The organism is Streptomyces sp. NPDC094032, assembly GCF_040303965.1.
Lineage (GTDB): Bacteria > Actinomycetota > Actinomycetes > Streptomycetales > Streptomycetaceae > Streptomyces.
In genome coordinates, this window is the sequence record NZ_JBEOUE010000021.1 from 43180 (window position 1) to 65895 (window position 22716).

The 22716-nt window shown below is 73.2% G+C and carries 21 protein-coding genes; 8 read left to right on the forward strand and 13 right to left on the reverse strand.

The features are described from left to right. Positions 1-31: 31 nt before the first annotated feature. The gene (nusA, locus tag ABTZ54_RS26100; RefSeq protein ID WP_351667543.1) at positions 32-1027 is read right to left on the reverse strand and encodes a transcription termination factor NusA; all 996 of its coding nucleotides are present in this window, start codon (positions 1025-1027) and stop codon (positions 32-34) included. Between the two features lie 2 nt (positions 1028-1029). Beyond that, positions 1030-1536: a ribosome maturation factor RimP gene (gene rimP, locus ABTZ54_RS26105; protein WP_351667545.1), complete on the reverse strand. Its 507-nt coding sequence runs from the start codon at positions 1534-1536 to the stop codon at positions 1030-1032. A gap of 156 nt (positions 1537-1692) precedes the next feature. On the opposite strand from rimP, the gene ABTZ54_RS26110 reads away from it, so the two are divergent. The 7 genes from ABTZ54_RS26110 to ABTZ54_RS26140 all read left to right on the forward strand — a co-directional run bounded on the left by ABTZ54_RS26110 (position 1693) and on the right by ABTZ54_RS26140 (position 6947). Then, positions 1693-2229 carry a hypothetical protein gene (locus ABTZ54_RS26110; RefSeq protein WP_351667547.1) on the forward strand — a complete coding sequence of 179 codons (537 nt, stop codon included), beginning with the start codon at positions 1693-1695 and terminating at the stop codon, positions 2227-2229. Then, positions 2226-2642, forward strand: coding sequence for a ferritin-like domain-containing protein (locus ABTZ54_RS26115; protein WP_351667549.1), 417 nt, complete (start codon positions 2226-2228; stop codon positions 2640-2642). The genes ABTZ54_RS26110 and ABTZ54_RS26115 overlap by 4 nt, the downstream gene beginning before the upstream one ends. Positions 2643-2693: 51 nt before the next feature. Further along, a complete protein-coding gene (locus ABTZ54_RS26120) occupies positions 2694-3578 on the forward strand; it encodes an aminoglycoside phosphotransferase family protein (RefSeq protein ID WP_351667551.1) in 885 nt (294 codons plus the stop codon). A 40-nt stretch (positions 3579-3618) separates the two neighbouring features. Further along, the gene (locus ABTZ54_RS26125; RefSeq protein ID WP_351667553.1) at positions 3619-4596 is read left to right on the forward strand and encodes a slipin family protein; all 978 of its coding nucleotides are present in this window, start codon (positions 3619-3621) and stop codon (positions 4594-4596) included. A 155-nt stretch (positions 4597-4751) separates the two neighbouring features. Next, the gene (locus ABTZ54_RS26130) at positions 4752-5504 is read left to right on the forward strand and encodes a response regulator transcription factor (RefSeq protein WP_351667555.1); all 753 of its coding nucleotides are present in this window, start codon (positions 4752-4754) and stop codon (positions 5502-5504) included. 177 nt (positions 5505-5681) lie between these two features. Then, positions 5682-6740 (forward strand): glycosyltransferase family 2 protein, encoded by a 1059-nt coding sequence (locus tag ABTZ54_RS26135; RefSeq protein ID WP_351667557.1) that lies wholly within the window; start codon positions 5682-5684, stop codon positions 6738-6740. A 15-nt stretch (positions 6741-6755) separates the two neighbouring features. Then, a complete protein-coding gene (locus ABTZ54_RS26140) occupies positions 6756-6947 on the forward strand; it encodes a hypothetical protein (RefSeq protein WP_351667559.1) in 192 nt (63 codons plus the stop codon). A 64-nt stretch (positions 6948-7011) separates the two neighbouring features. On the opposite strand, the gene ABTZ54_RS26145 is transcribed toward ABTZ54_RS26140, so the two are convergent. The 8 genes from ABTZ54_RS26145 to ABTZ54_RS26180 form a co-directional block, all read right to left on the reverse strand. After that, positions 7012-8715: a proline--tRNA ligase gene (locus ABTZ54_RS26145; protein ID WP_351667561.1), complete on the reverse strand. Its 1704-nt coding sequence runs from the start codon at positions 8713-8715 to the stop codon at positions 7012-7014. A 69-nt stretch (positions 8716-8784) separates the two neighbouring features. Continuing rightward, positions 8785-9330, reverse strand: a complete 546-nt coding sequence (locus ABTZ54_RS26150; protein WP_351667563.1) for a GNAT family N-acetyltransferase — start codon at positions 9328-9330, stop codon at positions 8785-8787. Between the two features lie 66 nt (positions 9331-9396). Beyond that, a complete protein-coding gene (locus tag ABTZ54_RS26155; RefSeq protein ID WP_351667565.1) occupies positions 9397-10245 on the reverse strand; it encodes a GNAT family N-acetyltransferase in 849 nt (282 codons plus the stop codon). 156 nt (positions 10246-10401) lie between these two features. Then, entirely contained in the window at positions 10402-11559 is a 1158-nt protein-coding gene (gene ispG / locus ABTZ54_RS26160) for a flavodoxin-dependent (E)-4-hydroxy-3-methylbut-2-enyl-diphosphate synthase (protein WP_329424710.1), read from the reverse strand. 147 nt (positions 11560-11706) lie between these two features. Further along, entirely contained in the window at positions 11707-13011 is a 1305-nt protein-coding gene (locus tag ABTZ54_RS26165; protein ID WP_351667567.1) for a M50 family metallopeptidase, read from the reverse strand. Then, complete coding sequence (gene dxr / locus ABTZ54_RS26170; protein WP_351667569.1) at positions 13008-14258, reverse strand: 1-deoxy-D-xylulose-5-phosphate reductoisomerase; 1251 nt, start codon at positions 14256-14258, stop codon at positions 13008-13010. Before dxr ends, ABTZ54_RS26165 begins: the two co-directional genes overlap by 4 nt. A 33-nt stretch (positions 14259-14291) precedes the next feature. After that, complete coding sequence (aroA, locus tag ABTZ54_RS26175; protein WP_351667571.1) at positions 14292-15557, reverse strand: 3-phosphoshikimate 1-carboxyvinyltransferase; 1266 nt, start codon at positions 15555-15557, stop codon at positions 14292-14294. Positions 15558-15740: 183 nt separating this feature from the next. Continuing rightward, complete coding sequence (locus ABTZ54_RS26180; RefSeq protein WP_351667573.1) at positions 15741-17669, reverse strand: acyl-CoA dehydrogenase family protein; 1929 nt, start codon at positions 17667-17669, stop codon at positions 15741-15743. Between the two features lie 129 nt (positions 17670-17798). Here ABTZ54_RS26180 and ABTZ54_RS26185 point away from each other — a divergent pair, with 129 nt between their 5' ends. Next, positions 17799-18101, forward strand: coding sequence for a putative quinol monooxygenase (locus ABTZ54_RS26185; protein ID WP_351667575.1), 303 nt, complete (start codon positions 17799-17801; stop codon positions 18099-18101). A 75-nt stretch (positions 18102-18176) separates the two neighbouring features. Here ABTZ54_RS26185 and ABTZ54_RS26190 read toward each other — a convergent pair whose 3' ends face one another. The 3 genes from ABTZ54_RS26190 to ABTZ54_RS26200 all read right to left on the reverse strand — a co-directional run bounded on the left by ABTZ54_RS26190 (position 18177) and on the right by ABTZ54_RS26200 (position 22702). Beyond that, positions 18177-19622, reverse strand: a complete 1446-nt coding sequence (locus ABTZ54_RS26190; protein ID WP_351667577.1) for an aldehyde dehydrogenase family protein — start codon at positions 19620-19622, stop codon at positions 18177-18179. Positions 19623-19859: 237 nt separating this feature from the next. Then, entirely contained in the window at positions 19860-20846 is a 987-nt protein-coding gene (locus ABTZ54_RS26195; RefSeq protein WP_351667579.1) for an EamA family transporter, read from the reverse strand. A 278-nt stretch (positions 20847-21124) separates the two neighbouring features. After that, on the reverse strand, positions 21125-22702 hold the full coding sequence (locus ABTZ54_RS26200; protein ID WP_351667581.1) for a PucR family transcriptional regulator: 1578 nt from the start codon (positions 22700-22702) through the stop codon (positions 21125-21127). Positions 22703-22716 lie beyond the last annotated feature (14 nt).

A 22716-nucleotide genomic window follows, 5' to 3' on the forward strand; every position in this document is an offset into this window, starting at 1 on the left:
AAAATCGAACAGCTGTTGGCCAAAATCGGTCTCAGTCCCGGGGGTCCGAGACCTCGGTGTCCGGGCGGATGTCGATCCGCCAGCCGGTGAGGCGCGCGGCCAGACGGGCGTTCTGCCCCTCCTTGCCGATCGCCAGCGACAGCTGGTAGTCCGGCACCGTCACCCGGGCCGAGCGGGCGGCCAGGTCCACGATCTCGACCTTGGAGACCCGCGCCGGGGAGAGCGCGTTCGCCACCATCTCGGCCGGGTCGTCCGACCAGTCGACGATGTCGATCTTCTCGCCGAGCAGCTCCGCCATGACGTTGCGCACCCGGCTGCCCATCGGGCCGATGCAGGCGCCCTTGGCGTTCAGGCCCGAACGGGTGGAACGGACGGCGATCTTGGTGCGGTGACCGGCCTCACGGGCGATGGCCGAGATCTCGACCGAGCCGTCGGCGATCTCCGGCACCTCCAGGGCGAAGAGCTTCTTCACCAGATTGGGGTGGGTACGCGAAAGGGTGACGGACGGACCGCGGACACCCTTCGCCACCCGGACGACGTACGTGCGCAGCCGCAGGCCGTGCGTGTAGTCCTCGCCCGGCACCTGCTCCTGCACCGGGAGGATGGCCTCCAGCTTGTCGTCCAGCCGGACGAGGACGTTCTTCGGGTCCTTGCCCTGCTGCACCTGGCCGGCCACGATGTCGCCCTCGCGGCGGGCGTACTCGCCGAAGGTCACGTCGTTCTCGGCGTCCCGCAGACGCTGCTGGATGACCTGGCGGGCGGTGCTCGCCGCGATCCGGCCGAAGTCCGACGGCGTGTCGTCGAAGTCCTTCGGCTCCTGGCCCTCCTCCAGCTCGGAGGGGTCCTCCTTCGCCCACACGGTCACGTGACCGGTGGCCCGGTTCAGCTCCACGCGCGCGTGGCGGCGGGCGTCGGGGGTGCGGTGGTAGGCGATGAGGAGGGCCGACTCGATCGCCTCGACCAGCATCCCGAAGGAGATGTCCTTCTCCTTCGCCAGGCCCTCCAGGAGCCTCACGTCGATGTCCACGGCTACGCCTCCTCTTCCTTCTTGTCCTTGCGGTTGAACTCGATCTCGACACGCGCCTTCGCGATCTCGGCGAACTCGACCCGGCGGGCGGTGGCCTTGCGGCCCTTGACGCCCGGCACCTCGGTGTCGAGGCCGTCCTCGTCCACCGCGAGGATCCGGGTGACGACCTCGCCGCCGCCCGCCTCGGGGGTCAGCGTCAGCTTCACCAGGCGGCCGGTGGCGCGCTCGTAGTGGCGGTGCTGGGTCAGGGGGCGGTCGGCGCCGGGGGAGCTGACTTCGAGGACGTACTCGCCCTCGCCCATCGCGTCCGTCTCGTCCAGCTTCTCGGAGATGACGCGACTCAGCTCGGCGCAGGCGTCGAGCTCGACGCCCTCCTCCGAATCGACGATGACCCTCAGCAGTCCGCGGCGGCCGGCCCGGGACACCTCGATCTCTTCCAGGTCGAGATCCTTGGCGTGGACGAGCGGCTCCAGAAGACCGCGCAGCCGTTCGCTCTGGGTGGTGCTCATCCGGGTGACTCCTCGGCCGCGTGTGCTGTTGTGGGTTCGTCGCGTGTCAGATCAAAGGGTATCCGGTCCGGAAGGGTGTTGCCGTCCACCGGGCCGGGGGCCGCGGGTACGCTCGCCTGCGGTGATCTTCGAATACCTGAGCGTGAGGGAGACGGTGTGACGACCATCGGCAGGCGCGCGCTCCTGACGGCGGGCGCGGCGGGCACCACGGCGGCGCTCGCCGGCTGCACCTCCGCCGGGAACGCGCGCCCGGAGCCTCCCAGTGCCGCCGAACGCGCCGCGCGCGCCGAGGCCCTGCTGCGCGCCCGCTCGGCGGCGACCGGCCGGACCCTCCTCGGCCGCTACGACGCGGTGCTCGCCGCGCACCCCTCGCTCGCCGGCCGGCTCGCGCCGCTGCGGGCCTCGGTCGCGGCCCATGTGAAGGCGCTCGGCGAGGGCGGCACGCCCCCGGCCCCCGGCCCCTCCGCGTCGGGCTCGCACTCCCCCACCGCGTCCGCCTCGTCGGCCCCGGCCCCCGTACCGGCCGACCCCGCGGCCGCGGTCGCCGGGCTCGTCGCCGCCGAACGGGCGACCGCCGACACCCACACGGCCGTGCTCCTGACGGCGCCGCCCGAGTACGCCCGGCTGCTCGCCTCGGTCGCCGCCGCCGGCGCGGCCCACGCCTATCTGCTGACCGAAGGGGGCCGGGGATGACCGCGCTCGACGCGGCCCAGGCCGCACTCGCCGCCGAGCACGCCGCCGTGTACGGGTACGGGGTCGTCGGCGCCCGGGTCGGCGAGGACCGGCGCGCCGAGGCCACCGCCGCGTACGAGGGCCACCGTGCCCGCCGGGACGCGCTGCGCCGCACCGTCCGCGACCTGGGCGGCGAGCCGACCGCCGCCGCCGCGGCCTATGAGCTGCCGTTCACCGTGCCGGACCCCGCCGCGGCCGTACGTCTCGCCGCCGTCCTGGAGGACCGGATCGCCGGGGTCTACTCCGACCTGGTCCGCTCCGCCGACGGGCCGCTGCGCAAGGACGCGGCGGCGGCGCTGCGCGAGGCGGCGGTCCGTGCCGTCCGCTGGCGCGGCAGCGACGTAACCTTTCCTGGGCTCGCCGAACGGGCGTAGTCGGGCGTAGTACCGGCCTGTCACCGAGGAAACGAAGGAAACAAGGCGCGTATGGGTTTCGAACCGCCGCAGCGACTGGTGCGGGCGCTCGGCGAGACGTACGGGGAGGCCGTCGCGGCCGAGTGGCTCGGGAAGCTGCCCGAGCTCACCCGGGACGCGCTGGAGCACGCCGGTCTCGTCGCCGAACGGGTGATGGCCCCGGGCGGTCGCAGCAGCCTCGTCGTGCTCGTCCCGGGGGCAGCCCTGAAGCTGGCGCCCGCCGTCGCCCGCCCGGACCTGGAGCGGGACGCGCTCGCGCACTGGAACGGCTGGGGCGCGGTGCGCCCGATCGGCACCACCGGGGAGGGCGGGCTGCTCCTGGAGCGGCTGCACCCGGAGGTCTCGCTGCGCTCGCTGCCGGAGGCGAAGGCGCTCCTGGAGGCCGCCGGGACCGTCCGGCGGCTGTGGGTCGAGCCGCCCGCGGACCACGGCTTCGAGTCGGTCGCCGAGCGGACCGGGCGGCAGGCCGCCGCGATGGCGGAGCACCTCGCCGACGCCGAGGCCGGCGCCCTGGTGACGACCGCCCTCGCGGCCCGCGAGGAGCTGCTCGCGGGCGATGCCGAGGCGCTGCTGCTGCACGGCTGCTTCCGCCAGGGCAAGGTCCTCGCGGGTGACCGGGTGCCCTGGCTCGCGGTCGGCCCCGAGCCGCTGGTCGGCGAGCGGGCCTTCGACCTGGCGCGGCTGGTGCGGGACCGGGTGGAGGACCTGGTGGCCGCCTCGTCCGGGGCCTCGGCGGCCCGGCGGCGGGTGAACAAGCTGGCGGACGCGCTGGACATGGACCGGGAGCGGCTGCGCGGCTGGACGCTGTTCCGGGCGGTCGAGTCCGCGACGCGGGCGCTGGACGCGGGGCGGCGGGCCGACGCGGAGCTGCTCCTTGAGTTCGCGGGCTGGCTGTAGGGGAATACCCTTTTTGTAACCCTTTCTCAGGGGGCCCGTCATGATCCAAGAGCTGTTGATGGCAGTCGTGGGGGCGGGGGCGGCGGTCGCCGTGTACGCGGGCGCCGCGGCGCGGGTGGTGAAGCAGTACGAGCGCGGTGTGGTGTTCCGCTTCGGGCGGCTCGTCGACCGGGAGCGCCAGCCCGGCTTCCAGATGATCGTCCCGTTGGTCGACCGCATGCACAAGGTGAACATGCAGATCGTCACCATGCCCGTGCCGGCCCAGGAGGGCATCACCCGGGACAACGTGACGGTGCGGGTCGACGCGGTCGTCTACTTCAAGGTCGTGGACGCGGCGGACGCCCTGGTGCGGGTGGAGGACTACAAGTTCGCCGTCTCGCAGATGGCCCAGACCTCGCTGCGGTCGATCATCGGCAAGAGCGACCTCGACGACCTGCTGTCCAACCGCGAGAAGCTCAACCAGGGCCTGGAGCTGATGCTGGACAGCCCGGCGATGGGGTGGGGCGTCGCGATCGACCGGGTGGAGATCAAGGACGTATCGCTGCCGGAGACGATGAAGCGCTCGATGGCCCGGCAGGCCGAGGCGGACCGCGAGCGGCGGGCCCGGGTGATCAACGCGGACGCGGAGCTCCAGGCCTCGAAGAAGCTGGCGGAGGCGGCGCGCCAGATGGAGGACACGCCGTCCGCGCTCCAGCTGCGGCTGCTCCAGACGGTGATGGCGGTGTCGGCGGAGAAGAACTCGACCCTGGTCCTGCCGATCCCGGTCGAGCTCCTCCGCTTCCTGGAACGCGCGGCCGGCGGCCCGGAGCAGACCGCCCAAGCCACCCAAGCCGCCCCGGCCGCCCCGGTCGCCCCGGTCGCGCCCCCCGCGGTGATGCCGCGCTCCGACGCGTACCTGAAGGGCGTCGACCACGCGGCGGAGGCGATCGAGGACCTGACGGGCGCGTCGGTGGATCCGGTACCGAGGGAGGACGACGACGAGGCCGGGGGCGGGACCGGGACCGGTGCCGCCGCCTGACGGGCCGGGCCTGACGGGCCGGGCCTGACGGGCCGGGCCTGACGGGCCGGGCCTGACGGGCCGGGCCTGGCGGCGGGCCTGGCGGGGGGCCCGACGGCGGGGTCCGGCGCAGGCCGACGCGTGCCGGGATGCGCAGCTGACTCTATTGTCCTGATATGCCGTTCTCCGCCACCCAGGAGCCGGGCGGGCCCGCCCGACCGCTCATCCTCTTCGCCGTCACGGACGCCCGCGTCCTGAAGGAGCTCGGCGGCATGCTGCGCGAGCTGGGGTACGAGGTCCGGCAGGCGGCCGACGGCCCCGCCGTCCGCCGCGCGCTGCGGGAGCGCGCGCCGCAGGGGGTGGTGCTCAGTCTCCAGCTGCCCGGCTGCGACCCCTGGCGGCTGCTCGCCGAGCTGCGCGCCCGCGACCGGGTCCTGCCCATCGTCGTCGGGGCCCCCGTCTACATCGAGGACGACGCGGCCCGCGCGTACCGCCTCGGCGCGGACGACTACATCACCTTCGCCCTCTCCCGCGCGCAGGGCATGCCCCGCGTCGCCGCCCGCTTCCGGCGGCTGCTGCTGCCCGGCACCGCGCCCGCCCACGAGGCCCCGGAAGCCGGGGGCGGCACCGCGCGCGGGCCGCGGATCACCGTGGACCGCCCGACCCGGACGGCCCGCGCCGACGGGACCCCGCTCGACCTGACTCCGCTCGAATTCGACCTGCTCGCCCTGCTCACCGCCCGGCCCGAACAGGTGCTGAGCCACGGGCAGTTGCTCCGCCAGGTGTGGGGCGAGGACGAGAACGCCGACCCCCGCCGGGTGAAGTACGCCATCCTGAGACTGCGCCGCAAGATCGCCGCGGCGACCGGCGGCCGCACCGGCATCGGCACCGTCCGAGGCGTCGGCTACCGCTACCACCCCACCGACTGACCCGCCCGACACATGCCCTCCGTCCCCCGAGGGTGCGGACCGTAGGTCCCGAAACGCCCGCCGAAGGTCACCCACCGCCGCCCGGCAACCCGGCCGCACCCGCCGCGCACCCGCTCCGCAACCCCACCGCGAGACCGTCGAGGTTCCAGCACGCGCGGAACGTACGGAGGGATCCCGGTGACGGAACTGGTGGCGGTCGTGCCCGCGCACGACGAGCAGGACGGCATCGTCGCCACTCTGGCCGGGCTCTACCGGCAGTCGCTGCGACCCGACCGGATCGTCGTCGTCGCGGACAACTGCACGGACCTCACCGCAGAGATCGCCGAACGCTGCGGGGCCGAGGTGTTCGTCACCTCCGGCAACCGGGACAAGAAGGCGGGCGCGCTCAACCAGGCCCTGCCCGCCGCCCTCGACGCGCTTCCCGACGACGCCATGGTCCTGGTCCAGGACGCCGACACCGTCCTCAACCCCGAGTTCGTCCGGTGCGCCGTCGACGCCCTGGACGAGGACGAGACCGTCGGAGCCGTCGGCGGCATCTTCTTCGGCGAGGAGGGCGGCGGGCTGCTCGGCCTCCTCCAGCGCATGGAGTACGAGCGGTACGCCCTGGAGATCCACCGCAAGGGCAACAAGGCCGTCGTCCTCACCGGGACCGGCACCGTCTTCCGCGCCCGGGTGCTGCGCGAGGTCCGCGCGGCGCGCCGCGCGGACCGGATCGGCGGCGGGGACGGCTACTACAGCCTCGCCTCGCTCACCGAGGACGACGAGATGACCAAGGCCGTCAAGACGCTGGGGCACCGCACGGTCTCCCCCGACGGCTGCTGGCTCGTCACCGAGGTCATGCCGACCCTGCCCAAGCTGTGGCACCAGCGGCTGCGGTGGCAGCGGGGCGCGCTTGAGAACCTGCGCGACTACGGCCTGACCAGGGTCACCCTGCCGTACTTCGGGCAGCAGCTGATGCTCGCCCTCGGCGGCCTCGCGCTCGCCCTGTTCGCCACCCTCACCGTGCTCGTCCTGGCCACGGTCGGCTGGCAGGGCTTCTCCCTGTTCTGGACGGCGATCACGCTGATCTTCGTCCTCGAACGCACCCTGACCGTGCGCGGAGCGGGCCGCCGGGCCGTCCTGCTCGCCCTGCCGCTGGTCCCGGAACTCCTCTACGACGTCTTCCGGCAGCTGGTCTTCGCCCGGTCCCTCGTCGATCTCGTCCTGCGCCGCAAGGAGCGCTGGGTCGCCACCTGAAAGGAAAGGATCACCATGTACGGAAAACCCGTCGGCGCGAGTGCCGTGGGCGGCACGGGCGCGGGCCTCGCCGCGACCGGCGGCGGCATGTCCCCGCTCGCCGTGCTCGCTCTCATCGTGGCCGCGACGACGCTGATCGCCGCAGGACTCGCGGTGCGCAGCCTCGTCCCCGTCATCCGGGGCGACCGCCCCGAACGCCGCCGCTGAGCGGCCCCATGAGAACGCGCCCTCCACCGGACCAGGTCCGGTGGAGGGCGCCTCCGTGTGCGGGTCAGGCGGAGAGGCGCGCGATGGCCTCGGCCACCGGGAGCTCCTCGCGCTCGCCCGTGCGGCGGTCCTTCAGCTCGACGACGCCCTCGGCCGCGCGGCGGCCGGCGACGAGGATCTTCGGGACGCCCATGAGCTCGGCGTCGGTGAACTTGACGCCCGGGGAGACGCCCGCGCGGTCGTCGACCAGGACGCGCAGACCGGCGGCGGCCAGCTTGTCGGAGACCTCCAGGGCGAGCTCGATCTGCTGCGCCTTGCCGGCCGCGACGACGTGCACGTCGGCCGGGGCGATCTCGGCGGGCCAGCACAGGCCCTTCTCGTCGGCGGTCTGCTCGGCGAGGGCGGCGACGGCGCGGGAGACGCCGATGCCGTAGGAGCCCATGGTCACGCGGACCGGCTTGCCGTTCTGGCCGAGGACGTCCAGCTTGAGCGCGTCGGCGTACTTGCGGCCGAGCTGGAAGATGTGGCCGATCTCGATCGCGCGGTCCAGCTTCAGGCCGGTGCCGCACTTGGGGCAGGGGTCGCCGTCCTGGACGACGACGACGTCGACGTACTGCTCGACCTCGAAGTCGCGGCCCGCGACGACGTTCTTGGTGTGGGTGCCGGGCTTGTTGGCGCCGGTGATCCACGCCGTGCCGGGCGCGACGCGCGGGTCGGCGATGTAGGTGACCTTCTCCAGGCCCTGCGGGCCGACGTAGCCGCGGACCAGGTCGGCGCGCTGCGCGAAGTCCTCCTCCGTCACCAGCTCGACCGTGGCGGTCGGGCCGAAGTGCGCCTCGACCTTGTCCATGTCGACCTCGCGGTCGCCGGGGACGCCGATGGCGACGATCTCGCCGTCGACCTTCACCAGGAGGTTCTTGAGCGTGGCGGAGGCCGGGACGCCCAGCGAGGCGGCGAGCGTCTCGATGGTGGGGGTGTCGGGGGTCGGGATCTCCTCGGCGGCGGGCACCTCGGTGGCGTCGACCGGCTTCACCGCCTGGTACACCGCCTCGGTGTTGGCGGCGAAGTCGCAGTTCGGGCAGTCGGCGAAGGTGTCCTCGCCGGCCGCGGCCGGGGCGAGGAACTCCTCGGACTTCGAGCCGCCCATCGCGCCCGCGGTGGCGGCGCAGATGCGGTAGTCGAGGCCGAGGCGCTCGAAGACGCGCTGGTACGCCTGGCGGTGCAGGGCGTAGGAGTGCGCGAGGCCCTCGTCCTCGGTGTCGAAGGAGTACGAGTCCTTCATGAGGAACTCGCGGCCGCGCAGGATGCCGGCGCGGGGGCGTGCCTCGTCGCGGAACTTCGTCTGGATCTGGTAGAGGATGACCGGCAGGTCCTTGTAGGAGGACGCCTGGTCCTTCACCAGGAGGGTGAAGATCTCCTCGTGGGTCGGGCCGAGGAGGTAGTCGCCGCCCTTGCGGTCCTGGAGGCGGAACAGCTCGGGGCCGTACTCCTCCCAGCGGCCGGTGGCCTCGTAGGGCTCGCGGGGCAGCAGGGCCGGCAGGGAGACCTCCTGGGCGTCGATGGCGTCCATCTCCTCACGGACGACGCGCTCGACGTTGGCGAGGACCTTCTTGCCCAGGGGCAGCCAGCTCCAGATGCCGGCGGCGGTGCGGCGGACGTAGCCGGCGCGGACGAGCAGCTTGTGGCTGAGGACCTCGGCGTCCGCCGGGTCGTCGCGCAGCGTCTTCGCCATCAACTTCGACATGCGCTGGACCGGTGCGTTGGCCATGGTTCTCGTACTCCTGCCGGGTAAGGGTGATGGCTAGGAGGTTAGCCGGGCGGGCCCGGGTCGGAGAAATCAGTTCCCGCGTCTGAGCGGCAGCGGGGCGCCCATGACCGCGTACGGGCGGGGTGCGCTCGGGAAGTGCACCTGCCGGGCGAGGTCGAGGTAGCCGAGCGAGGCGTACAGGCCGCGGGCGGGGCTGTCGGTGTCGATCGCGGAGAGGATCGAGCGGGGCAGCTCCGAGGTGTCGGTGATGGTGGTGATCAGCGCGCGGCCGACGCCACGGCCCTGGAAGGCCGGGTGGACGTGCAGCTCGGTGATGACGAAGGAGTCGTCGAGCCAGCCCTCGCTGCCGGTGGTGCGCAGATACGGCTCGACGATGGTGGACCACCAGTGGGAGCGGTCGTTGGGCATCCCGTACACGAAGCCGACGAGCGTCCCGTCGGGGGTGGTCGCCCCGTAGGCGCGGGCGCCGGGGTTGAGCAGATGGCGCAGCACGATGTGGCGGCGTACGGCGATCTCGTCCGCTTCGAGCCCGAAGGCCTGGGCCTGCACGGCGAGCGCCTCGTCCACGCGCGCGGCGAGATTGACGGGCCCGATCCCGACCTTCGTGTCATCCATGCGCCGCACCCTACAAGCCGTACGGGCGCTTCAGGACGTGCTTCTGGAGGTGCTTCAGGACGTGCTTCAGAACAGCACGCTCATGAAGGCGCCGACCTCGTCGAAGCCGACCCTGCGGTACGCGGCCCTGGCAGGGGTGTTGTAGTCGTTCACGTAGAGGCTGACGAGGGGGGCGACGTCGGCGAGCGCGTACTGGAGGACGGCGGCCATGCCGGTCTCGGAGAGGCCGCGGCCGCGGTGCTCGGGGGCGACCCAGACGCCCTGGATCTGGCAGGCCTGGCGGGTGGCGGCGCCGATCTCGGCCTTGAAGACGACCCGGCCGTCCTCGATGCGGGCGAAGGAGCGGCCGGAGCCGACGAGCTCGGCGACGCGGGCCTGGTAGAGGAGTCCGCCGTCGCCGCCGGACATCGGGGAGATGCCGACCTCCTCGGTGAACATGGCCACGCAGGCGGGCATGATCACCTCCATCTCGTCCTTCCGGACCCGGCGGACCAGCGGGTCGGCGGTGACGGTGGTGGAGGGCGCGTCGGCGACCATCAGCGGCTGGTGGGCGCGGACGTCGCGGGCGGGGCCCCAGCCGGGCTCCAGGAGCCGCCAGAGCTGCCCGGTGGGTCCGGCGGGGCCGACGATGGAGGAGCAGCGGCGGCCGATCCGGCGGGCCCGGTCGGCGAAGGCGCGGACGGCCTCGGGGGTGGCGCAGATGGGGACCAGGTTGGCGCCGGAGTAGCAGAGCGAGCGCAGGTGCCCGTCGGCGTACCAGCCCCACATCTCGCCGCCCAGGCGCCAGGGGTCGAGCCCGGCGATCTGGACGCGGGCGGTCACGAAGGCGTTCTCGACGGGGGCGCTCTCCAGGACGGCGAGCGCGGCGCCGAGGTCGGCGGGTTCGAGGACCCGGGTGGAGGTCTGCGTCAACACGAGGGGGCCTCACCGTACGGTTTCTGCTGGTCTCCGCACTTTACCCCCGTCCCCCGCCGCCCGGGGTGTGCGAAGCCCCTCCGTCCCGGGAGGGGCGGAGGGGCTTCGCGAGCTGCTTCGAGAGCTGCTTCGAGAGCTGCTTCGGGAGCGCGGGGCTCAGACGCCGATGGCGACGGTCGGCTCGCCGCTGGCGACGCCGTCCTTCTCCATCTGCTCGGCGATCTTCAGGGCCTCTTCGATCAGGGTCTCGACGATCTTCGACTCGGGGACGGTCTTGATGACCTCGCCCTTCACGAAGATCTGGCCCTTGCCGTTGCCGGAGGCGACGCCGAGGTCGGCCTCGCGGGCCTCGCCGGGGCCGTTGACGACGCAGCCCATGACGGCGACGCGCAGCGGGACCTCCATGCCCTCCAGGCCGGCGGTGACCTCCTCGGCCAGCTTGTAGACGTCGACCTGGGCGCGTCCGCAGGACGGGCAGGAGACGATCTCCAGGCGGCGCGGCTTGAGGTTCAGCGACTCCAGGATCTGGTTGCCGACCTTGACCTCCTCGACCGGCGGGGCCGAGAGGGAGACGCGGATGGTGTCGCCGATGCCCTCGGAGAGCAGCGCGCCGAAGGCGACGGCGGACTTGATGGTGCCCTGGAAGGCGGGGCCGGCCTCGGTGACGCCGAGGTGCAGCGGGTAGTCGCAGGCGGCGGCCAGCTGGCGGTAGGCGTTGACCATGACGACCGGGTCGTTGTGCTTGACCGAGATCTTGATGTCGCCGAAGCCGTGCTCCTCGAAGAGGGAGGCCTCCCAGAGGGCGGACTCGACGAGCGCCTCGGGGGTGGCCTTGCCGTACTTGGCGAGCAGGCGGGCGTCGAGCGATCCGGCGTTGACGCCGATACGGATCGGGGTACGGGTCTCGGAGGCCGCCTTGGCGATCTCCTTGACCTTGTCGTCGAACTGCTTGATGTTGCCCGGGTTGACGCGGACCGCGGCGCAGCCGGCGTCGATCGCGGCGAACACGTACTTCGGCTGGAAATGGATGTCGGCGATGACCGGGATCTGCGACTTCTTCGCGATGGTCGCGAGGGCGTCGGCGTCGTCCTGGGTGGGGCAGGCCACCCGGACGATCTGGCAGCCGGAGGCGGTGAGCTCGGCGATCTGCTGGAGCGTGGCGCCGATGTCCGAGGTGCGGGTGGTAGTCATCGACTGCACCGACACGGGGGCGTCGCCGCCGACGGCCACCGATCCGACCTGGATCTGGCGGCTCTTGCGCCGCTCGGCCAGCTTGGTCGGGACGGAAGGCATTCCGAGAGAGATCGCGGTCATCAGCTGTACAACCCCAAGGTGTGGTTCATCGGGCTCAGGTCTTGCTCAGGTCTTGCTGAGGTCTTGCTCAGGCCTTGCTCAGGTCTTCGAGATTACCGCCCCGCGGGCGGGCGGCCGGACACCGCACGGGTTCCGGCCGCGTGCGGCTCAGGTCAGCTTCACCGGATTGACGATGTCGGCGACGAGGACGAGCAGCGTGAAGCAGACGAACACGCCTGCCACGACGTAGGCGGCCGGCATCAGCTTGGCCACGTCGAAGGGGCCCGGGTCGGGGCGCCGGAAGATCCGCGCGGTGTGGCGGCGGATCGACTCCCACAGGGCGCCGGCGATGTGGCCGCCGTCGAGCGGGAGCAGGGGGAGCATGTTGAACAGGAACAGCGACACGTTGAACATGACCAGCAGGTTCATGAACCAGACGAGGATCGTCTGCGGCGGCGCGTCCACGGTCATCAGCTCGCCGCTGATGCGGGCGGCGCCGACGACGCCGACCGGCGAGTCCTGGGCGCGCTCGCCGCCCCCGAAGGCCGCGTTCCACAGGTCGGGGATCTTGCCGGGCAGGGCGATGACGGACTCGACGCCGGCCTGGAGCTGGTCGGACATGCGGGTGGTGGACTCGCCGAAGGTGAGCGGGGTGACCTCGGTCTTGGAGGCGAAGCCCAGGTAGCCGGCGGGGACCGTCTGGAGCGGCTGGACGACCCGGCCGTCGGCGTCCTTCTTGTAGACCTCGTTCTTGATGAGCGTGGGGTGGAGGTCGATCCGCTGGTCACCGCGCTGGACGGTGATGGTGGCGGGGCCGATGGTGTCCCGGATGTGGTCGGAGAGGGTGTTCCAGTCCGCGACGGCGGTGCCGTTGAAGGCGAGGATCTTGTCGCCCGGCTTCAGTCCGGCGGCGAACGCGGGCGAGACCGGGTCGCCGGCCTGGCAGGCCTCGCGCTTGGTGGACTGCGGGATGACGCACTTCTGGACGCCGGCGACCTTGGTGGTCTGGGCCTCGAAGCCGATGGCCATGGCGCTGCCGAAGAACAGGAAGACGGCCAGGACCAGGTTCATGAACGGTCCGGCGAACATCACGATGACGCGCTTCCACGGCTTGCGCGTGTAGAAGAGCCGGTCCTCGTCGCCGGGCTGGAGCTCCTCGAAGGAGGCCTCGCGGGCGTCCTCGATCATGGAGCGCCAGGGGGAGGTGGAGCGGGCCTCGATCTTCCCGTCCTTGCCGGGCGGGAACATGCCGATCATGCGGATGTAGCCGCCGGCGGGGATCGCCTTGAAGCCGTACTCGGTCTCGCCCTTCTTGCGCGACCAGACGGTGGGGCCGAAGCCGACCATGTACTGGGGCACCCGGATGCCGAACAGCTTCGCCGTGGAGAGGTGGCCGAGCTCGTGCCAGGCGATCGACACGAGCAGGCCGAAGGCGAACAGCACCAGGCCCAGTACGTACAAGAGAACGGTCATGCGCGCGCCTCCGCGATTGCCTTCGCCGCGAGTTCCCGGGCCCGGGCCCTTGCCCAGGTCTCGGCTTCCAGGACGTCCGACACCGTGAGCGAGGTTCCCCGGTCCGGGGTGCCGTGCTCGGTGACGACTCGGGTGACCGTATCCATGATTCCGTTGAACGGCAGCCTTCCGGCGAGGAAGGCGTCCACGCACTCCTCGTTGGCGGCGTTGAAGACGGCGGGGGCGGTGCCGCCGAGCTCGCCGACGTGCCGGGCCAGGTTCACCGACGGGAAGGCCTCGTTGTCGAGGGGGAAGAACTCCCAGGTGGAGGCCTTGGTCCAGTCGAAGGCGGGGGCCGCGTCGGGGACCCGCTCGGGCCAGCCGATGCCGATCGCGATGGGGCCGCCCATGTCCGGCGGGGTGGCCTGGGCGAGCGTGGAGCCGTCCGTGAACTCGACCATCGAGTGGACGTACGACTGGGGGTGGACGACGACCTCGATGCGGTCGAACGGGATGTCGTAGAGCAGATGGGCCTCGATGACCTCCAGGCCCTTGTTGACCAGGGTCGCGCTGTTGACCGTGATCACCGGGCCCATGGCCCAGGTCGGGTGGGCGAGCGCGTCCTCGCGGGTCACGCCCGCCAGCTCGGCCCGGGTGCGGCCGCGGAAGGGGCCGCCGGAGGCGGTGACGACCAGCTTGCGGACGTCGTCGCGGGTGCCGGCGGCGAGCGCCTGGAAGAGGGCCGCGTGCTCGGAGTCGACCGGGATGATCTGGCCGGGCTTGGCCAGCGCCTTCACCAGGGGGCCGCCGACGATCAGCGACTCCTTGTTGGCCAGCGCCAGGGTGCGGCCGGCCTCCAGGGCGGCGAGCGTGGGCGCCAGGCCGATGGAGCCGGTGATGCCGTTGAGGACGGTGTGGCAGGGCGACGCGGCGAGCTGCGTGGCGGCGTCGGGGCCGGCCAGCAGCTCGGGCAGCGGCTCGGATCCGTACAGCGCGGTCAGCGCCGCGCGCAGCTCGGGCAGCGCCTCCTCGCGGGCCACCGCGACCGCGCCGACCCGCAGCCGGTGCGCCTGCTCGGCGAGCAGCCCGATCCGGCCGCCGGACGCGGCGAGGGCGGTGACCCGGAACCGGTCGGGGTTGCGCAGGACCAGGTCGATGGCCTGGGTGCCGATGGAACCGGTGGAGCCGAGCACGACGATGTCGCGGCGTCCGGTGGACACATCGAAGGCGATGTGCGGGTCGGCGAGAGGAGAGGGGCGGTCGCTCATGCCCCCATTCTTGCCGCAAAGACTGTGCGCTCCTCACAGCCCCCGGGCGAACGCCTCGAAAACGGTGTGGAAGTCCGGGAACGTCTTGCGTACGCAGCCGGGGTCGTCGAACGTGACGCCGGGCGTGCGCAGGGCGGTGACCGCGAACGACATCACGATGCGGTGGTCCCCGTGGGTGGCGATCTCGACGGGCCCGACGGGGGTGCCTGGGGTGCCGGGGGTGCCGGGGTGGATCTCGATCCAGTCCGGACCGGTGTCGACTTTGACGCCGAGCGCGCGCAGGTTCTCGGCGCAGGCGTCGAGGCGGTCGCACTCCTTGACCCGGGTGTTGGCGACGTCCTCGATGCGGACCGGCCCGTCGGCGAAGGGGGCGAGGGCGGCGAGGGTCGGCATGGTGTCGGAGATGTCGCGCATGTTGACGGTGAGGCCGCGCAGGGGGCCGGTGTTGCGGACGGTGGTCCCGTCCTCCGCGACCGTCACGTCCGCGCCCATCCGGCGCAGCACCTCGACGAAGCCGAGGTCGCCCTGGAGGGCGCCGGTGCCGAGGCCGGGGACGGTGACCTCGGCGCCGGGGGTGAGGGCGGCGGCGGCGAAGAAGTAGCTGGACGTGGAGGCGTCGGGCTCGATGGCGTAGGTGGTGGCGCGGTAGCCGGTGGGCGCGACGGTGTACGTACGCCCCTCGGGGCCGTCCTCGCGGGTGATCTCGGCGCCGAAGGAGCGCATCATCGCGAGGGTGATCTCCACGTACGGCTCGGAGACCAGGTCGGTGACGGTGATCGCGAGGCCGTCGGCGGTGAGCGGGCCGAGCATCAGCAGGGCGGTGAGGTACTGCGAGGACTGTCCGGCGTCGAGGCGGAGCGCGCCGCCCTTGATGCCGCGTCCGGTGACGGTGAGCGGGTGGTGGCCCTCGCGCTCGCCATGCGCGAGCTCGACGCCGAGCTCGCGCAGGGCGGTGGTGAGCGGGCCGAGCGGGCGGCGGCGCATCTGGGGCGAGGCGTCGAAGCGGAAGGTGCCGTGGCCGGCGGCGGCGAGGGCGGGCAGGAAGCGGGCGGTGGTGGCGCCGTCGCGGCAGTACACGTCGGCGTCGGCGACCCCGGGACCGGCGGGCCGGCCCTCGATGTGCCAGGCGCCGGGCTCCTGCCGTACGACGTAGCCGAGCGCCTTCAGCCCTTCGGCGAAGCCCTCGGTGTCGTCGGAGCGCAGCGGCCGCAGCAGCGTGGTGGTGCCTTCGGCCGCGGCGGCGAGGAAGAGCGCGCGGGCGGTGACGGACTTGGAGCCGGGGATGTCTATGACGGTCACGGGGCCCAGTGTGCCGTGGGGGGCGGACGGGGGGCGGGCCGTTTCGGCCAGTGGACGGCGCCCGGCCCTTGGGGTGCGGGTGCGGGATGCGGGCGCCGTACTCGTGGGGTTGTGCCCACCCTCCCCCAGACTCCGTCCGGGGGGACCCCCAACGCCCCAGCGGAACGATTGCCCACAACGGTGCTACGGGATCTTGCGGTGCTGGTTCTCCTCCGTGGACGGGCCCGGGGTCGTGTCCGCGATCCAGGGGCCGTCGCCGCTGGGGTCGAGGATGCCCTCCTCCAGCCAGGTGTACGAGCCCGCGAGGACGCCGTCGACGACCTTGCGGTCGAGGTCGTCGGTGTTGGCCCAGAGTCGGCCGAAAAGCTCGTCCACCCGCAGCCGGGACTGGCGGCAGAACGCGTCGGCGAGCTGGTGGGCCTCGCGGCCGTGGTCGGTGGTGGTGCGCAGCAGCTCGGCCCGTACGCAGACCGCGCTCATCGCGAAGAGCTCGGCCCCGATGTCGACGATCCGGCCGAGGAAGGCCTGCTTGAGCTCCATCTTCCCCTGCCAGCGGGACATGGCGTAGAAGGTCGAGCGGGCCAGCTTGCGGGAGGTGCGCTCGACGAACCTGAGATGGGTCGCGAGCTCGCCGAACTCCCCGTACGCGCCGGGCAGTTGCCCCTGTCCCGCGACCAGCTTCGGCAGCCAGCGGGCGTAGAAGCCGCCCGCGCGGGCGCCCGCCTTCGCCTTGTCGGCGAGGGCCTTGTCGGGGTCGATGATGTCGCCGGCGACGGCCAGGTGCGCGTCGACGGCCTCGCGGGCGATCAGCAGGTGCATGATCTCGGTCGAGCCCTCGAAGATGCGGTTGATCCGCAGGTCGCGCAGGAGCTGCTCGGCGGGGACCGCGCGTTCGCCGCGGGCGGCGAGCGAGTCGGCGGTCTCGTAGCCGCGGCCGCCGCGGATCTGGACCAGCTCGTCGGCCATCAGCCAGGCCATCTCGGAGCCGTACAGCTTGGCGAGGGCGGCCTCGATACGGATGTCGTTGCGGTCCTCGTCGGCCATCTGGGAGGCCAGGTCGACGACGGCCTCCAGGGCGAAGGCGGTGGCGGCGAGGAAGGAGATCTTCGTGCCGACGGCCTCGTGCCGGGCGACCGGCTTGCCCCACTGCTCGCGTTCGGCGGCCCATTCGCGGGCGATCTTCAGGCACCACTTGCCGGCGCCCGCGCAGGCGGCGGGGAGCGAGAGCCGTCCGGTGTTGAGGGTGGTGAGGGCGATCTTCAGACCGGCGCCCTCGGGTCCGATGCGGTTCGCCGCCGGGACCCGCACCCGATGGAAGCGGGTGACGCCGTTCTCCAGGCCGCGCAGGCCCATGAAGGCGTTGCGGTGCTCGACGGTGATGCCGGGCGCGTCGGCCTCGACGACGAAGGCGGTGATGCCGCCCCGGTGGCCCTCAGAGGCGGGCACGCGGGCCATGACGACGAGGAGGTCGGCGACGACGCCGTTGGTGGTCCACAGCTTCACGCCGTCGAGGACGTACGTGTCGTCCCCGTCCGGTACGGCGGTGGTGGCGAGCCGCGCCGGGTCGGAGCCGACGTCCGGCTCGGTCAGCAGGAACGCGGAGATCGCGTCCCGGGCCAGCCGCGGCAGGAACGCGTCCTTCTGCTCCTGGGTGCCGAACAGCTTCAGCGGCTGCGGCACGCCGATCGACTGGTGGGCGGAGAGCAGCGCGCCGAGCGCGGGGCTGACCGAGCCGACCAGGGCGAGGGCCCGGTTGTAGTACAGCTGGGTGAGGCCGAGGCCGCCGTACTTGGGGTCGATCTTCATGCCGAGCGCGCCGAGCTCCTTGAGGCCGGTGACGGTCTCGTCGGGGATCCGGGCCTCGCGCTCGATACGGGCGCCGTCGACGCGGGTCGCGCAGAACTCGCGCAGCTTGGCCAGGAAGGCCTCGCCGCGCCGGACGTCCTCGTCGGCGGGGAGCGGGTGGGGGTGGATGAGATCGAGCCGGAAGCGGCCGAGGAAGAGTTCCTTGGCGAAGCTGGGCTTGTGCCAGTCCTGCTGGCGGGCCGCCTCGGCGACCTGCCGGGCCTCGCGCTCGGAGACCTTGGGCGGGCGCTGGGTGGGTGCGGACATGAGGAGCTCACCTCGCCGCTCGTCGGGAGCCGTCCGGCTGCTGCCGTGTGGCTACTGTCCGTCGTACCCGATATCCACGGGTTGGGAAAGACGAGCGGGGCGGACGGAGGGACGCGTAGGGTCCCCGCCATGTCCCAGACGATCAAGCTCCTGATCCGCATCACGGCGCTGCCCGGCCGGGGCGGTGAGCAGGTCGCCGCCTTCGAGCGGCTCGCGCCCGTCGTACGGGCGGAGGACGGCTGCCTCCAGTACGACCTGCACCGGGTCGCGGACGACCCCGACCGCTTCGTGCTCCTTGAGCGCTGGGCCTCGGCCGAGGCGCTCGCCGCGCACGACGCCGCCCCGCACATGGCGGCCGCCGACGCGGCGAACAAGGCCTTCCGGGCCGGACCGGCCGAGGTCGTGCGCCTGCTGGACGCGCCGGTCGCGTGACCCGCGCGGATACGGGGACGGCCGGAGCCCCCGCACAGTGGGCTCCGGCCGTCGGTCTCGGTACGTACGTACGGGTTACAGCGCCAGGCCCGTGAGGACCAGGACCCGCTCGTAGGTGTAGTCGTCCATGGCGTACTTGACGCCCTCGCGGCCGACGCCGGAGCGCTTGGCGCCGCCGTACGGCATCTGGTCGGCGCGGTAGGACGGGACGTCGCCGACGATCACGCCGCCGACCTCCAGGGCGCGGTGGGCGCGGAAGGCCGCCTGCAGGTCGTGGGTGAAGACACCCGCCTGGAGGCCGAAGTCGGAGTCGTTGACCGCGGCGAAGGCCTCGGCCTCGCCGTCCACCCGGGCGATGGTCAGGACCGGGCCGAAGACCTCGGCGCGGGCCAGGGTGACGTCGGCCGGGAGGTCGGTGAGGACGGTCGGGGCGTACGTGGCGCCCTCGCGCTTGCCACCGGCGAGCAGCTTCGCGCCGGCCGCGACGGCCTCGTCCACCCAGGCCTCGACGCGCTTGGCGGCGTTCTCGTCGACGAGCGGGCCGACGTCGGTGGCGTCGTCCGCCGGGTCACCGGTGACCTGGGCCTCGACGGCGGCGACGATCTTCGGGACCAGGCGCTCGTAGAGGGAGGCGTCGGCGATCACGCGCTGCACGGAGATGCAGGACTGGCCGCCCTGGTAGTTGGAGAAGGTGGCGATACGGGTCGCCGCCCAGTCCAGGTCGGCCTCGGAGGACCAGTCGGGCAGGACGACGGCCGCGGCGTTGCCGCCGAGCTCCAGGGTGCAGTGCTTGTGCGGCACGGACTCCTGGATGGCGTAGCCGACGGTGTCGGAGCCGGTGAAGGAGATGACCGGGAGGCGCTCGTCCTTGACCAGGGCGGGCATGCGGTCGTTCGGCACGGTCAGGATCGACCAGGAGCCGGCCGGCAGCTCGGTCTCGGCCAGGATCTCGCCCAGGATCAGGGAGGAGATCGGGGTCGACGGGGCCGGCTTGAGGATGATCGGGGCGCCGACGGCGATGGCCGGGGCGACCTTGTGCGCGCTGAGGTTCAGCGGGAAGTTGAACGGAGCGATGCCGAGGACGACGCCCTTGGGGATACGGCGGGTCAGCGCCAGGCGGCCGACGCCGCCGGCCTCGGTGTCGAGGCGGGTGGCCTCGCCGCCGTTGAAGCGACGGGCCTCCTCGGCGGCGAAACGGAACACCGACACGGCACGGCCGACCTCGCCGCGCGCCCACTTGATCGGCTTGCCGTTCTCGGCGGAGATCAGCTGGGCGATCTCCTCGGTGCGCTCGGCCAGCCGCTTCGACACGTGGTCGAGGGCGGCGGCGCGCACGTGCGCCGGGGTGGCGGCGAACTCGTCGACGACGGCGTGCGCGGCGGCGACGGCCTCCTCGACCTGGGCCTCGGTGGGCACGCTGACCTTGCCGACCAGACGCCCGTCGAAGGAGTTCGTGACGTCGAAGGTGGCCTCGCCGGTGGCCTCGCGGCCGGCAAGCCAGAAGCCGTGGGTGGTCGTCATTGCGTCCCGGCCCTTTCCGTATCGGGGGTGCGAGCGATCGCTCTCGTGACACGTTAGGGCCGAGCGGGCGAAGGTGGGCTTGTCCGGTGTGGAGTGGTGGGGTGGCGGGGCTGTCCGCTTCGGCGTAGGGGGGTGGGGTGGCGGTCGGCCGCGGGGGCGGGGTGGGGAGCCGCGTCGCGGGGCGGTGCGGTCAGTCGCCGGTGCGGGGCACGGCGGCGCGGCGCGGGGCGGGGACGGTCAGTCGCCGGTGCGGGGCGGGGAGCCGCGTCGCTCCGTCGAGACGATGAGGCACACCCCGCCGACGACGATCGCGCCGCCGAGGACGATGGGCCAGGTCAGGGCCTCGTTCAGGACGAGGGCGCCGAGGGCGACGGCGACGACCGGGTTGACGTACGCGTAGGTGGCGACGAGCGAGAGCGGGGCGGCCTGGAGGAGCCAGGCGTACGCGGTGAAGGCGAGCAGCGAGCCGAAGACCACCAGGTAGGCGAGGGCGGCCCAGGAACGGCCGGAGACGGCCGACAGGTCGAGGCCGTGCTGCTCGCCGCGGACCAGGCCGACCCCGAGGCCCGCGAGGCCGCCGGCGATCATCTCGTACGCGCTGGCGGTGAAGGGGTTGGCGGGCATCGGGAGCCGGGAGGACGAGAACGAGCCGACCGACCAGCAGAGCGTCGCGACCACCACGAGGACGACCCCGCCGGCCTTCACGTCCCCGCTGAGCCCCGGCAGGGTGAGCACGCCGAGCCCGACGAGCCCGAGCAGCACGCCCGCGAGGCCGCCCGGGGTCGGGCGGTCGCCGGAGAGGGCCTTGAGGACGACGACCCAGGCCGGGACGACGGCGATGAGCAGCGCGGCGAGCCCGGAGGGTATGGAGGTCTCGGCGAGCACGACGAGCCCGTTGCCGCCGAGGATGAGCAGCAGGCCGACCCCGACGGCGGAGGCGAGCTCCCGGGGCGTCACCCGGAGCGCGGCGGGCCCCTGCCGCCAGGCGATGATCCCGGCGAGGATCAGCCCGGCGGTGACGAAGCGCGTACCGGCGGAGAGGAACGGCGGCAGCGTCTCGACGACGATCCGGATCCCGAGGTACGTGGACCCCCACACGACGTACACGATCCCGAGCGCGGCCCACACGGCGGCGGGGATCCGACGGCCGGGCCCGGCGGGGCGGGGCGTGTCGGCGTCGGGCAGCTGGAGCTCGGGGGCCGGATCGACGGCGGGGCTTGTCATGTACGGGAGATTAGGCAGGGAGGGGGCGGGAGTCCAAGAAATCTGCCCGGGTTCGGGCAGTGGGGGCGGAATCGACCGCTGCGGCTGCCTGGATCGGGGGCGTGGGGGCGGAATCCACTGCGTCGGCTGCCCGGATCAGGAGCGGGGGGCAGAATGCACTGCCACGGCTGCCCGGATCCGCGGGCTTGGCGGCGCAATCCACCGCCTCGACTACCCCGGATCCGGGGCGCGGGTCGGAATCCACCGCCTCAGCCGACACGCCCGCTGCCCGCGCTCCCCTACTTCCCGGGCGCCGTCGCCACCGCCGTCCCGTCCCCCGTCGCCTTGAGCGCCAGCCACAGCTCCATCCGGACGTCCGGGTCGTCGAGGGAGCGGCCGAGGATCTCCTCCACGCGGCGCATCCGGTAGCGCAGGGTGTGCCGGTGGACGCCCAGGTCGGCGGCGGCCGCGTCCCACTGGCCGTGGCGGGAGAGCCAGGCGCGCAGGGAGGCGACCAGGTCGCCGCGGCCGGTGGCGTCGTGCTCGTAGAGCGCGCGCAGCAGGCCGTCGGCGAAGGCGCGGACGGCGTCGTCGGCGAGCAGCGGCAGTACGGACCCGGCCGCCAGCTCCTCGTGCTCGACCAGGGCCCTGCCCCGGCGGCGGGCGACGGACAGGGCCTGCTCGGCCTGCTTGTACGCGGCCGCGGCGGCGATCGGGCCGGTCGGGGCGGACAGGCCGACGACGATCCCGGCCTCCTCGGCCTCCCGTGCGGCGTACCCCGCGCACGCCGTGACGACCGCTCCCCCGTCCCCGGCCAGGACCACCAGCCGCTCCTCGCTCTCGGGCACGGCCAGGACCGACTCGCCCGCGCGGGCGGCGGCGGCCTCCAGGGACTCGGCGAGCACGGCAAGGGGCGCCTCGCCGGAGGGCGTCTCGGCGGCCACGGCCTCGGCGATGAGCAGCCGGAAGGGGGCGTCGAGCAGTCCGCCGTACAGGTCCCCGGCGACGGCCCTCGCGTGGTCCGGCTGCCCGGCGAGCAGCATCCGCAGCACCGCGGCGCCGAGCCGCTGCTCGGCGGCCTGGAGGGAGCGGGAGCGTTCGGTGGTGAGGGTGAGCAGGGCGATGGCCGAGTGCACGGCGTACCGCTCGGCGGTGCCCAGCGGGGCGCCCGTGCCGACGGCCAGGGCCCCGCGCACCCGTCGCCCGGTGCCCAGGGACTGGAGCTCGACCCGGTCGTCGGTGCCGCCGACCACGGCGCTGGCGGGGGCGGGGCGCTCCCGGAGCCGTTCCACGTCGGCGGTGAGCCGGGCGGCCCGGCGGGTGGCCCACTCGGGCGAGACGGCGACGACGCTGCCGGAGGTGTCGTACAGCGCGGCCCAGCCGTCGACGTGCGCGGCCAGCCGGGCGACGACCGCGTCCGGGCCTTCGGCGAGCGCGGCCCGGGTGAGCTCGCGCTGGGCCTCGAAACCGGCGGTGACGGCCCGGTACTGGTCGGCGGCGATGGCGGCGGACACGGCCTTGCTGATGGCGAGGAACGGGGTCCGCCGGGGGACTTCGAGCAGCGGCAGCGACTCCTCGGCGGCCGCGTCGAGCAGCGCCTGCGGGATCGCCTCGTAGTTGACGCCGACGGCGAAGCCGAGCCCGACGACCCCCGCGCCGAGCAGCCGCCGCACATAGCGGCGCATCGTGTCCGGGTCCTCGGCGTCGAGGGTGAGCGCGGTGGTGAGCAGCAGCTCGCCGCCCTCCATGTAGGGGACGGGGTCGGCGAGCTCGCTGACGTGCGCCCAGCGCACGGGGGTGTCGAGTCGGTCCTCACCGGCTCGGACGGTGAGTTTGAGCGCCGAGTGCTGGACGAGCGAGGCGAGGGTGGGCGGCATTGGCGACCGGCGGA